Origin of the sequence: Pseudomonas sp. N40(2020), from assembly GCF_014472415.1 — a bacterium.
Classification (GTDB): Bacteria; Pseudomonadota; Gammaproteobacteria; order Pseudomonadales; family Pseudomonadaceae; genus Aquipseudomonas.
The window spans coordinates 13,362-26,942 of the sequence record NZ_JACSZV010000044.1; the positions used below are offsets into that span (position 1 = coordinate 13,362).

At 57.7% G+C, this 13,581-nt stretch carries 7 protein-coding genes; 3 read left to right on the forward strand and 4 right to left on the reverse strand.

All coding sequences use genetic code 11. From position 1 onward, the window contains the following. From IAI51_RS23300 to treP, 3 genes are all read right to left on the reverse strand, one after another. Entirely contained in the window at nucleotides 1–1,224 is a 1,224-nt protein-coding gene (locus IAI51_RS23300; protein WP_187680612.1) for a maltoporin, read from the reverse strand. Nucleotides 1,225–1,328: 104 nt separating this feature from the next. Next, nucleotides 1,329–2,975 (reverse strand): alpha,alpha-phosphotrehalase, encoded by a 1,647-nt coding sequence (gene treC / locus IAI51_RS23305; protein ID WP_187680613.1) that lies wholly within the window; start codon nucleotides 2,973–2,975, stop codon nucleotides 1,329–1,331. Nucleotides 2,976–3,003: 28 nt separating this feature from the next. Continuing rightward, nucleotides 3,004–4,446, reverse strand: a complete 1,443-nt coding sequence (gene treP / locus IAI51_RS23310) for a PTS system trehalose-specific EIIBC component (RefSeq protein ID WP_187680614.1) — start codon at nucleotides 4,444–4,446, stop codon at nucleotides 3,004–3,006. A 236-nt stretch (nucleotides 4,447–4,682) separates the two neighbouring features. Between treP and treR the strand changes: the two genes are divergently transcribed. From treR to IAI51_RS23325, 3 genes are all read left to right on the forward strand, one after another. Then, nucleotides 4,683–5,387: a trehalose operon repressor gene (gene treR / locus IAI51_RS23315; protein WP_187680615.1), complete on the forward strand. Its 705-nt coding sequence runs from the start codon at nucleotides 4,683–4,685 to the stop codon at nucleotides 5,385–5,387. A gap of 101 nt (nucleotides 5,388–5,488) precedes the next feature. Continuing rightward, on the forward strand, nucleotides 5,489–8,584 hold the full coding sequence (locus tag IAI51_RS23320) for a membrane-targeted effector domain-containing toxin (protein WP_187680616.1): 3,096 nt from the start codon (nucleotides 5,489–5,491) through the stop codon (nucleotides 8,582–8,584). 186 nt (nucleotides 8,585–8,770) lie between these two features. After that, the gene (locus tag IAI51_RS23325; RefSeq protein WP_187680617.1) at nucleotides 8,771–11,875 is read left to right on the forward strand and encodes a membrane-targeted effector domain-containing toxin; all 3,105 of its coding nucleotides are present in this window, start codon (nucleotides 8,771–8,773) and stop codon (nucleotides 11,873–11,875) included. 89 nt (nucleotides 11,876–11,964) lie between these two features. Here the strand turns inward: IAI51_RS23325 and guaA are convergent, their stop codons facing one another. Then, nucleotides 11,965–13,542, reverse strand: coding sequence for a glutamine-hydrolyzing GMP synthase (gene guaA / locus IAI51_RS23330; protein WP_187680618.1), 1,578 nt, complete (start codon nucleotides 13,540–13,542; stop codon nucleotides 11,965–11,967). Nucleotides 13,543–13,581: the final 39 nt, after the last annotated feature.

Below are 13,581 nucleotides of genomic sequence, written 5' to 3' on the forward strand. Positions count from 1 at the left end.
TTATTTCCACCAGTATTCGACCTGCAATCCGACGTTCGCCCCGTGGCGTGCGGTGCCAAAGGCACCGGTGTCCGATAGCGCCGAGCCTTTGGCCAGTTCGTTGGCCGCCCGTTTGGCCGCCTCGTTCCAGGTGGCATAGGTGTAATACAGACGCACCTCGGGGCGCGCCCAGAATTCAGGGCCTTTGGGAGACCAGGTCGGGGCAATCGTAAACTTGCTCAGTTTGCGCGTACCGCCAGGAGCTTCGACTTGATCATGGCCCAGCTCGGTCACCAGTTTGAGTTGTTCGGTGAGCGCATAGGCCGGGCGCACGCCCAGTGACATCCAGTTCTGATCAGCACCGTCCGGGCGAATGTCCTTCTGATACACCGCCTCGAATTGTCCGCCAAAGCGCGGCGTCACCTGCCAGTCAAAAAACTCCACGACCCGATAACTTTTGTTGCTGTCGTCCAGTTTGACGTTGCCGGTGTAGCCGAGTCCGGTACCCGGCCCCTCACCGTATTGCAGGGCCAGTTTGTTCTTGCCGCCGAGAAAACCCTTTTGCACATGCTGGGTGGTGATCGCCCAGCCACGGTGGGCATCGCGGCTGTCGGGTTTGTCGATGTAGCTCAAGCCGAATTCAAGCTCACCGCCCGGGTTGGTATTGAAACCGGCCACGTTGAAGTCGTGACGGTTGATGTAGTCCTTCTGGTACAGGTTGTCCTTGCGCGAAAAGGCGTAGCTGTATTTCAGGTCGCCGATCAGCACGTCCTCGACACCGCCGCCCGTGGCGCTCTGGTTCCAGTAGTAGAAGTCGGAAATGTGGATGTCATTACGCTTGTAGTAACGGCGCCCGGCCCACAGCGAACCGCCATTGAGCGCGGGCATGTTCGACCATTGCGCGTAGGCCTGTGGCAGGCGAATCGAGCCGTTATCCTCGTTGAACGTGGGGCTGCGGTTGTAGCGGTTGTACAGCGAGGCCATGCCATCGACGCTGAGCACCGAGCCGTCGTCGAGGGTGTACAAATCCTGGCGCAGCTCAAGCTCGCCGTACTGTTCGCATTCGTTGCCCAAACGGTATTTCGTCTGCGCCCCCGGTAACTGGAAACACGATTGGCCACCGCCCTTGGTCGAGTTGCCGACACCGCTGCGCAAGTACCCCCCGAACTCCAGCGCTTGTGAAGTCTGTGGTAACGCAAGGCAAATACCTGCGACTGCAAGGCTGCGATTTATTGTTGTTTTCATAAGCCACCCCATTATTTTTATTGTGTGTTTGCATGAATTCGCTCGCAAAACTCCCCCGCGCAGGGCTCTGCGTGTTTTTTAAACGTCGGCTTTTTAGTGAGGTATCAGTGATCGATCAGGTGCAGGACGAACGATTCGTAAGGTCGCAACGTCAACTGTCGCTTGCGCCGCGGGCAGTCCGGGTAGTTGCTGATCAGCAACCGCTGGCTCTGCGTCTCGTCGATCACGAGCGGCAGTTCGATCTCACACGGCGTGCCATAGAAGTTGTTCACCACCAGCAGGCGCTCGCCCCTTCCTTCGCGAAGGTAAGCCCAGACTTGCTTGTGCTCGGGCAATAACTGTCGATAGACACCGTCGGAAATCAACGTTTCTGTGCGCCGTAACGCGATCAAACGGCGGTAGTGATGCAGCACCGATTGCGGGTCGTCGAGCTGGTTGGCAACGTTGATCTGCGCAACATTGGCCGGCACTCCGATCCACGGCTCGCCACGACTGAAACCGCCATGCGGTTCAGCGTTCCAGTGCATCGGCGTACGCCCGTTGTCCCGGGACTTCTGCATGATCGCCGCCATGTTATCGGCGTCACTGCTACCGGCGTCGCGCTTGAGCCGGAAGATGTTAAGCGTTTCGACATCACGGTACTGATCGATATGCTCGAACCCTGGGTTGGTCATCCCCAGCTCTTCGCCCTGATACACGAACGGCGTGCCCTGCAGGAAGTGCAGCGCGGTGCCGAGCATCTTTGCCGAGATCTCCCGATACTCGCCGTCGTCACCGAAGCGTGAGACCACACGTGGCTGATCGTGGTTACACCAGAACAGCGCATTCCAGCCACCACCAGCCTGCATACCGGTCTGCCAGTCGGACAGAATCTGCTTGAGCTGCAGAAAATCGAAATCGGCACGAACCCACTTTTGCAGGTTCGGATAATCAACTTTCAAATGATGAAAATTGAACGTCATCGACAACTCTTTCGATTGCGGATTCGAATAGCGAATGCAGTGTTCGAGGCGGGTCGATGACATCTCGCCGACGTTGATCAGGTCGTGCCCTTCGAAGACTTCGCGGTGCATCTGCTGCAAGTATTCATGGACGTTCGGACCGTCGGTGTAAAAGCGTCGACCGTCGCTGTCGTCTTCGGGAAAATCGGCAGGCTTGGAGATCAGGTTGATGACATCCAGACGGAAACCACCCACGCCCTTGTCCCGCCAGAAACGCATCATTTTGAACACTTCGGCGCGCACGTTGGGGTTGTCCCAATTCAGGTCGGCCTGGGTGTGATCGAACAGGTGCAGGAAGTATTGGCCGGTCTGGGCCTCGTACTCCCAGGCGGAGCCGCCGAACTTGGATTCCCAGTTGTTCGGCTGATCGCGCCAGATATAGAAGTCGCGGTAGGGATTGTCGAGGCTGCTGCGCGCCTGCTGGAACCAGACGTGCTCGATCGAGGTGTGGTTGACCACGATATCGAGCATCAACTTGATCCCGCGCTTGCCGGCTTCGGCGATCAACAACTCACAGTCGGCCATGCTGCCGTAACTCGGGTCGATCGCGTAGTAATCGCTGATGTCGTAACCGTTGTCACGTTGCGGCGAGCGCAGGAACGGCGTGATCCACAAGTACTCGACACCCAGCCATTGCAGATAATCGAGCTTGGCCACAACACCGAGCAAATCCCCTGTCGGGTTGCCGGCGTGGCTGTGAAAACTCTTCGGGTAGATCTGGTAGATCACCGAACGTTGCCAGTCTTGCATGGCAGGACTCCTTCAATAAGTGGACGCGTCAGGCAACCCGATATCCAGGCCGGACAATCTTCATGCTCAGTGCACAGGTCAGAACGAATGGCACCACCATGGCGATGACCATCCCGAACACAAACATCGGGATGAACTGCGGGATGATCGAGATGAAACCGGGCAGGCCACCGACGCCGATGGCCGAGGCCTGAACCTTGTTCAGTGACAGGAAGATGCAGCCCAGCGCCGAACCGGTCAGCGCCGCATAGAACGGAAACTTGTAGCGCAGATTGACGCCGAACATGGCCGGCTCAGTGATGCCGAAATACGCGGAAATGGCCGAGGTCGAAGCCATGCTTTTGTCCCGCGCATTGCGCGTCATATAGAACACCGCTAACGCAGCACTGCCCTGCGCGAGGTTGGACATGACGATCATCGGCCAGATAAAGGTGCCGCCCTGGGTCGAGATCAACTGCAGATCGACCGCCAGGAACATGTGGTGCATGCCGGTGATGACCAGTGGCGCATACAGCAAGCCGAAAATCGCCCCGCCGACCATCGGCGCCAGATCAAACAACATGACCACACCTTCGGTGATGTAGATGCCGATGTGGCGGGTTACCGGGCCGATCACCGCCAGCGCCAGCACACCGGTAACCACGATGGTGGTGATCGGCACCACCAGCAGTTGCACCGCGTTCGGCACCCGTGCCCGCAGCCATTTTTCAATGACGCTCATGACGTACGCCGCCAGCAGAATCGGCAGAATCTGACCTTGGTAACCGACCTTCTCGATCTGGAACAGCCCGAGGATATCGAAGTACGGCATCTGCTGGCCGTCCAGCCCGGCCACGGCCTTGCCGTAGTTCCAGGCATTGAGAAGATCCGGGTGAACCAGCATCAGGCCGAGCACGATGCCGAGGATTTCACTGCCACCAAAGCGCTTGGCCGCCGACCAGCCCACCAGCGCCGGCAGAAACACGAACGAGGTATTGGCCATAAGGTTGATCAGGCTCCAGAGCCCGTCGAGTTTCGGGTAGGCATCCAGCAGGGTCTGCCCCTCGATGAACATGCCCTTCGCGCCGATCAGGTTGTTGATACCCATCAGCAGGCCGGCAATGATCAGCGCGGGAAGGATCGGCATGAACACATCGGAAAACACTCGCACCAGACGCTGCATGGCGTTGATCTTCTCGGCGCTTTTCTGTTTGACGTCGGCGATGGTCGATGCGGCGAGACCGGTCTGGCGGCGCAATTCGGCGTAGACCTTTTCTACTTCGCCCGGACCGATCACCACTTGATACAGGCCACCCGTGAAGAACGAGCCTTTGACCAGATCGATCTGGTTGAGCGTGGCGCTGTCGACCAGACCGGGATTCTTCAGGGCCAGTCGCAACCGCGTGACGCAATGCGCGGCCTGCTCGAGGTTGTCGCTGCCGCCAAGGCTTTGCAGCAGTTCCCTGGCGATGTTCGGATAGTCGTGGCTCATGCTAGTTCTTCCGCTGTGGATTATTGTTATTGGCAGCACGCCGAAGCGAAAAGTACTCGTCTGTACGAGTTAATGCAACAACTCGTACAGACGAGTTTTTTTTTGTATGTTTTTGCCGGACCAGCGGGGAAATTTCCTACCGTGCCCTTAGTCGATTTCCAATCCCTACATGGACAAAGCCCTACCCTGCCCTTAAGGTTCGAAGCTTTGAGCACAGCCGGCATCGAGCCCCATCCATGAGTAAATACAACCAGATCTATAGCGATCTGCTGGCCAGCATCACGACCGAACGCCTGGAACGCGGCGCCCGCCTGCCGTCGGAAACCGAATTGATGGACAGCTATCAGGCCAGCCGCGGCACCGTACGCAAGGCCATCGAACTGCTTCAGGAGCGCGGTTTCGCCCAGAAAGTCCATGGCAAAGGCACGTTCGTCCTGTCGACCAATCCGATCGAGTTTCAACTCGGTGGCATCGTCAGTTTTCAGGAAACCTATCCGCGACTGGGCAACGACGTCAGCACTGAAGTTGTCGAGTTGTCGCAGATTCCGCTCGAAGGCCCCCTTCTCGAGCACATAAAGGCCGAGCCCGGCTGCCTGATAACCCGGGTCAAACGCGTGCGGCGGATCGACGGCAAACGGGTCATCCTCGACATCAACCACTTTGTCAGCGAAGTCATTCCCGGCCTGTCCCTCGATATCGCCGAGCAATCGATCTACGCCTATATCGAACAGACCCTGCAGCTGCAGATCGCCTACGCCCAACGCACCATCGAAGCGGTGCCGCGCAGCAAGGATGACCAATTGCACTTGGATCTCGACGGCCAAAGTCATGTGATCGTGGTCAGCAACCAGACATTCCTGCAGGACGGACGGCAGTTCGAGTACACCGAATCCCGGCACACCCTGGACAAGTTCTACTTCTCTGACGTGGCTCGCCGCTGACCGCAGCACGTTTGCCTCAGTAATGTGCGGTATCCATGTAGTGCACTCCCCTTGAGCGAATCGGCCATGCTCGGCCTTCGTTTCTCATGGATGGAGAAAGCATGAAATCGCCCGAACAGCGTCCTCTGCCGAATGCAGCAGATAAAGAGTCCCTCAAAGCCATCGCTGCGACTGTCGTACAAATGTGCCCCAGCCTTCACGACGAGGCACATCAAGTCGCCCGCGAGTGGCTGGCGCGTAAAAATCTCACGGGGACCGATCCGGATCGGATTTATTTCCATCGATTCAAAACTGCACAAAGCAGTACCCGCTCGTTTACCGGCTGGGAGCACATCCGCGAAAAGCCCTACGAATCGATGACTCTCACGCAACTGGTGATTCATCGCTTTCGTGCCACCGACCAAGACAACGCCGACCTCCTGGACCTCTACGCCGGTTTCTACACGGACGGCCCCGAGACCGAAGATTTCGATCACAACAATGAATTTCGCCTGCACGGAAACGAGGTGCTCAACGCCTTCTGGGATATCGATTTCAGCACGCGCTACACCGACAAGCTGACGGCTTTCTGGAACGCACACGCCGATGATTTTCGCACGTTGGCGAAGAGCAATTTCCTCAGCCGGGCGGTGCAGGCACTCGATCTCAAGCAACTGACTGGCAGCGATTTCCAGTGGATCGTCGGAGCGGTCATTGGGTCAGTCACCTGGCCGGTGACCCTGGCGATGCTGCAATCCAGCCACGCAGTGAGCAGTGAGGTGCGCGCTTTCGATATCGATGGTCATGTGGCCACCGACCTTCTTCGCTTTGTCGATCCGATGGGCCGACAGATCGTCTATCTGCCGGGTGAAGCCACGGCCTTCGTCGTGAAGCAAACCCCGGCGGACGAGCACTGGTGGGTGCTTGAGCAGATGAATAACGACACTCGCCGACAGGGCTTCCTCAGTCACTTTCCACTGGCTGAACGTCAGCAAATGAACGAGAACATCACCGATCTGATGAACCGGCTGGTGAGCACCTGGGGCCATGCCGATCATCATCTGATCAATCGACACAACCTCGCGATCAGTGGTGATGCGTTCAGTGCGTTACGCGATGCGACACGCAGCGCGATGTTTGCCGAAGCCAGCCTGGCTCTGACGTCCAATGGCGATCTGCGCAAAAAACTGTGGATCGGGTATCTGAGCGCCGGCCTCAAGGTGTTTGGCCCGATGGCCGCTGCAGGGTGGCCGATCGCGCTGCCAGTGATTGGCGCCAGTATTGCTAGCACTGGGCTGAACATCGATCAGGTGATCAACGGCAAAACCACCAGCGAACGCAAGGCCGGGGTGCTTGGCGCCGTACTCAGCGGCATTGACGCGTTGTTCAACATCCCTTTTCTCAAAGGCACCGGCTCGGCTTTGGAGGTTGGCGCTCAGGTGGAAGCGGCCGAGGCGGCAGAAATGGCCGACCTCAACGAGTCGGCCTCGGCATTGGAGCCACCGGCTCCGCTCATTGATGAGCCGCAGAGCAGCATTGCCGATGAGCCGCCAGTTACCGCCCCGACCATTGAGCCACCGTGGTTGCCCCCGACTGATAGCGCTGCACCGCCGCCCATTCCTGACAAATACATGTGCAACGAATTACTCGACGGCCTGGACGTGCAAAGTGATCCAGGACAGTTTCAGGGTATCTTTCGACTTGATACCGATCCGCCTTTCGCCATCCTGATGAATGACAATCCGTACTACGTGCGTTATTTCGGTGAACCAGGCGACGGCGGTTATTGGGCTATCGTCGATCCAGAGCGTCCCAATCAGTTTGTTCATTCATTGCCGGTGCGGCTGAATGCCGAAGGTGCCTGGGAGCGGATGAAGTCTCTGCGCCTCAGAGGCGGCGGCCAATGCATGGGCAAACCGTGCGCCCCCGATATCGCGCTCGACACCGTTGAACCGATAGCGTCCGAGGCGTCAGTTCAACCAGAGGTGGATTCATCCACTGAGATATCACGCCCCCTGCGCATCGTGAACTCTGCCTACGATATCGAACCGACGGTACGCCGCTCGATAAAAGGCTGGGCACTGAACCTGAACGAAACCCACGCTCAACTGATACCCAACGCCGACGGCAGTTTCAGCATGGGTGACCCCTTTGAACGGTACGCGCTCAGCAAGCGCAAACTGCTGCAGGCGGGTGCGCGAAAATTTTTCAGCAATCTGCCATGGATCACCCAGCCTCCCCGCCCGCCAGTGCCTGTAATCAGCGCGCAGATGTCGATTTCCGATCTTGTGGATCGCATCTTTGAATCCGCATCCGGGTTGGTGGTGGGTGAAACCCTGGACCGCATTGCCAGCATGCGCTTCATGATTGAAAACATGCCGGCGCTGGCAAGGCACGCAAAAACCCTTTACTTGCGGGGTGTGCTCAGTGACTTCGCTCAGGTGGACCTGAACCGCTACTTCACCACCGGCACGATGTCAGCTGACCTGCAGACCTACCTGACCAGCCTGGGCACCGATCCGGCGGGGCGATTCAATGCGCTGGAGCTGGTCAAGGCGGCCAAGGCGAATGGCGTTCGCATCCAGGGCATCGACTGCGCAGCAAGCTACAAGATGAAGACCCCTCTCTCGCCCTATGACGAGCAAATGATCGGCACCTACCTGGCGAGCGACATCATGACGGGCGACACCTACCTCAACAGCCCGAAAAAGTGGATCGTGCTGATCGGTGCACAAAACACCAACACGCTCAGAGGCCTTGCCGGTATCAGCGAAATAAAGGGCGGCATCGGTGTGCGGATCGAGGAAGTTGGAGTGGGAACGATCATGGATATCGACGTTGATCCGGGTATCGAAGTGCGTCGAGGTTCGTTTCCAAACGGTGCTGCCGCACAGGGCAATCATGATGTTCTTCGTGCTGATTTGCGCGTGCGAATGCCAGCCGAACCAATGAACTGGACGGAGGATGCGTTAGAGAACTTATTGCACAGACGTGGCATGTTCATCATCAACAAAATCGCAGACACCTACACCGTGGTGCACCGCAGCAAGCAGGGCATACTCGTGCGAACGCGCCTGGTTCTACTGGCGGACGGAGGCGTTTCTTTGCACCGCCCGTCATGGCCACAAGTGAACGATATCCGGTTCGCCAGCATCGAGGCCATGTCTAATCGATTGATCGAAATGGGCCTGACCTTACAAAGCCGCCTCCCGGATTAACGGCCGAGCCAGAACGAAAAGCCCCTGTCGTGTGCCAGGGGTTTTCAGTCACGCAATACGCACATCGAAGTGCAGCGGGATCATTCCACCCATCGGCCCTGCGATAAGCAATACATATGTAATGCATCCCCCCTGAGCAGATCGATCATGCTCGATCTTCGTTTTTCCCCAAGGATGGAGAAGTGCATGAACGCCCCCGAACGCCGCCTGTTGCCGAACGCAGCAGACAAGGCCAGCCTCAAGGCAATCGCAACAACACTCGTACAAGCTTGTCCCAGCCTGTTGGATGCGGCCCGCCAGGTCGCACTACAACTGCTTATCGATAAAGGACTTTCGGGCATCGATCCGGACCTTATCTATTTCCACAGATTCAGGGCAGCGCAGAGCAGCAATCTGACCTTTACCGGTTGGGAACACCTGCTGGAAAAGCCATATGAATCGTTGACCCTCACACAACTGGTGATCCATCGCTTTCGCGCCACCGACCAGGACAATGCCGATCTGCTGGGCCTGTACTGCGGCTTCTACTCGGACGGGCCGCAAGCTGAAAACTTCAATCAGAATAATGAAGTGAGGCTGCTGGGTAGCGATGTTCTGAATGCATTCTGGAACATCGATTTCAGCACGCGCTACACCCATCAGCTGACCACTTTCTGGCAGTCCTCGTGGAACGATTTCCGGACGCTGGCCAAGTGCAACTTCCTCAGCCTGGCGGTACAGGCGCTGCAAAAAGGTCAACTTGACGGCACTGATTTTCAGCGCGTAATCGACTCGGTGGCAGGGCCCATTACCTGGCCCGTCACCCTTCAAATGCTACAAGCCACGCACCCGGTGAGTGGTGATGTGCGCGTGTTGGATCTCGATGGTCATGTCGCCACCCAAGTGCTGCGTCTGGTTGAGGACAATGGCCGGCAAACCCTCTACCTACCCGGCGAAGCTCAACCCTTTCGGTTGATGGAAGATGAAGCGGATCTGCACTGGTGGATGCTTGAACAGATGAACACCGAGGATAAGCGCAAGGTTTTCATGAACCGCTTTTCGCTGACTGACCGCAATCAGATGAGCGAAAAACTGAATGATCTGATGACCCGTCTGGTGAGCAGTTGGGGACACAGCGATCACCGGATGATCAACCACAGCAACGTCGCGATCAGCGGTGACGCATTCACCTGGTTAAGCGATTCGACTCGTAGCGCCATGTTGGCCGAGGCAAATCTGGCATTGACCTCCAACAGTGATCTGCGCAAAAAACTCTGGATAGGGTACTTGAGCGCGGGTCTGAAAGTATTCGGCCCAATGGCAACCGTAGGCTGGCCGCTGGCATTGCCGGTGATTGGCGCCGGCATCGCCAATATGGGGCTGAACATCGATCTTGCAGTCAACGGCAGGACAGCTGCCGAGCGCAAGACCGGCACCCTTGGCGCGGTGCTTAATGGCATCGAAGTGGTGTTCAACGTCCCGTTCCTGATCGGCACTGGCGCACAGCTGGAGGTGGGCCCGCAGGTTGAATTTGCCGAAGCTGAGGAAATGGCCGGGCTGATCGAGTTCACCTCGGCGAACGAGCCCTTCCTGCCACCGCGGGATCAGGCGTCGTTGCTGATCGCTGACGAAGAGGCTGACGAGATGGCAAACGAAATTCCCGTCGAGGTCACACCCTCCGCGCCCCTGCCGCAACGCCCGTCTGCGCCGAAGGTGCCTGTCCGGTATCAGTGCAACGAGTTGCTTGATCGCTATTACGCAGAAACCGAGCCAGGAAAGTTTCAAGGCATCTACCGCCTCGATAACGCCCACCCCTATGCGATCGATATCGATGGCAGCGCGTACTACGTGCGCTACTTCGACGCCTCCGAGAGCAGTGGCAACTGGGCCATCATCGATCCTCAACACCCCAACCAGTTCGCTTATTCGTTGCCGGTTCGCTTCAATGCTGCCGGCAAGTGGGAGCGCATGCCTGCGCTGCGTCTCAGAGGGGGCGGTCAGTGCATTGGCAAGGGATGCACGCCGAAGACTCAAGGGACCTCGTTTACCTCTACATCAACGTCATCGCCGGATCTGCCACTGGTCGAACCGGTGCCACCGGCTGCCCGCCCACTGCGCCTGGTTACCACCCTCGCCGATACTGGAAGCCTGGACAAGGTCAGGCTGAGAAAGTGGGCGATGAACCTCCCTGATGATTCCGCTGATGTGGCGAGCACGGCCAGACATCCATCTTTCAATGATCAGGTTGCGCTGCATTTCAGCCAAAAACGCACACAACTGCTGAACCAGGCCAAAGAGTATTACTCTGAGCTGGATTGGACCAATCTGCCTGCACGTCCGGCACTGCCCGCCGTCAGTCACTCGATGTCGACCGATGAACTCATTGATCGCCTCTTTGAAAAAACGGTTGGCCTGGCAGTGGGAGAAACCCTTGATCGCATCACCAGCATGCGTTTCATGATCGAAAACATGCCTGCGCTTGCACGACACGCCACGACGCTCTACGTGGGTGAGTTGCTGAATGATTTTGCTCAGGTTGATCTGAACAGTTTCTACACCACAGGACAGATGTCCGAGGATCTGCGGATTTACCTGACCAGCCTCGGAACCGACCCGAACGAGGTGTACAACATCCTGGAACTGGTGAAGACCGCCCAGGCCAATGGCGTGCGCGTTCAAGGCCTTGGTTGCGCGGCGAGTAGCAAAATCAGGGTGCCGCTCACGTCGATTGAAGAGCAAATGATGCGCGCTCATCTGATGTCCCGGATCATGTGGGGCGACGCACTCCTCAATCGACCGGGCAAATGGATTGCCCTGATCGATGCACAGAACACCAATAATTTCAGAGGCCTGCCAGGAATCAGCGAACTGAAAGGCGGTATCGGCTTACGGATTGAAGAAGCCGCTGCCTTGGAAAACCCAGGCGTCAGCATCGACCCGGGACTCAAGGTAGCTCGCGGCCCTTTTGACAATGGTGCATCGACCCGCGACTCGTTCGACTACCTCTACGCTGACCTGCGCCTGCAAATCGACGCGCCCCCGGTGATATGGACTGAGGAAGCGCTGGATCGCCTGCTGCATCGCAATGGCGCTTACCTGTTTGAAAAGTCGCAAAACGGTTACACGCTCGTGCGTCGTAACAGCACAGGCAACATTGTTCGAATACCGGTGAATCGGACACTGGACGGCCAGTCTTACATCTGGCTTCAGTCCATGCCGCGAATCAGTGGGATATTGTTTCCGGATATCGCGGCATTATCTCAGCGCCTGATAGAGGTAGGCCTGAAACTTCAGAGTCGCCTACCCGCCTGAAAGGATTTCAAAGGCGCTTGAAACGAAAAACCCCTGGCCTGGGCCAGGGGTTTTCAGTCACTCAATGCAGGCATCGACGTGCAGCGGGATCATTCCCACTCAATCGTCGCCGGCGGCTTGCTCGACACGTCGTAAGTGACGCGGGAGATGCCTTCGATTTCATTGATGATGCGGCCGGAAACGGTTTCCAACAGTTCGTAAGGCAGGTGAGCCCAACGCGCAGTCATGAAGTCGATGGTTTCCACGGCACGCAGGGCCACGACCCAGGCGTAACGACGGCCATCACCTACAACACCTACCGATTTCACTGGCTGGAACACCACGAAGGCCTGGCTGACTTTGTGGTACCAGTCGGCTTTACGCAGTTCTTCGATGAAGATGTGGTCGGCGCGACGCAGCAGGTCGGCGTATTCCTTCTTCACTTCACCGAGGATGCGCACGCCCAGGCCCGGACCCGGGAACGGGTGACGGTAGACCATGTCGTACGGCAGGCCCAGTTCCAGACCCAAACGACGGACTTCGTCCTTGAACAGTTCGCGCAGTGGCTCGACCAGTTTCAGGTTCATCTCTTCCGGCAGGCCGCCCACGTTGTGGTGCGACTTGATCACATGAGCCTTGCCGCTTTTCGCGCCAGCCGACTCGATCACGTCCGGGTAGATGGTGCCCTGAGCGAGGTACTTGATGTTGTCCAGTTTGTTCGACTGGGCATCGAATACGTCGATGAAGGTGCGACCGATGATCTTGCGCTTCTTCTCTGGGTCGGCTTCGCCGGCCAGATTATTCAGGAACTGCTCTTCAGCGTTGGCGCGGATCACTTTGACGCCCATGTTCTCGGCGAACATGGCCATCACTTGCTCGCCTTCGTGCAGACGCAGCAGACCGTTGTCGACGAAGACGCAGGTCAGTTGATCGCCGATGGCTTTGTGCAGCAGCGCGGCAACCACCGAGGAGTCAACGCCGCCGGACAGACCCAGCAGCACGTTGTCGGTGCCGACTTGTGCGCGGATGTTGGCGATGGCGTCTTCAGCGATCTTCGACGGGGTCCACAGGGCTTCACAGCCACAGATGTCGAGAACGAAGCGCGACAGGATCCGACCGCCCTGCTTGGTGTGGGTCACTTCCGGGTGGAACTGCACGCCGTAGTAAGCGCGATCGTCATTGAACATGCCGGCGATCGGGCAGCTCGGGGTGCTGGCGAGGATGTGGAAGTCTTGCGGCATCTTGGTGACTTTGTCACCGTGGCTCATCCACACGTCGAGGCCGAACAGGCCGTCGGCGTCGATGTGGTCTTCGATGCCGTCGAGCAGACGGCTCTTGCCGACCACATCAACGCGGGCGTAACCGAACTCACGCAATTCGGAACCTTCAACCTTGCCGCCCAGTTGCTCGGCCATGGTCTGCATGCCGTAGCAGATACCGAAGACCGGCACCCCCAGGTCAAACACGGCCTGCGGGCAGCGAGGGCTGTTGGCTTCGTGCACGGACTCGGGGCCGCCGGCGAGGATGACGCCTTTAGGAGCGAATTCGCGGATCGCATCTTCGTCCATGTCGAACGGGTGCAGTTCGCAGTACACACCGATCTCGCGCACGCGGCGGGCGATCAGTTGGGTGTACTGGGAACCGAAGTCGAGGATCAGGATGCGGTGAGCGTGAATATCGAGGGCCATGATTCAGTCTCGTCTAAGTCATTCAGAAACAGTCGTGAT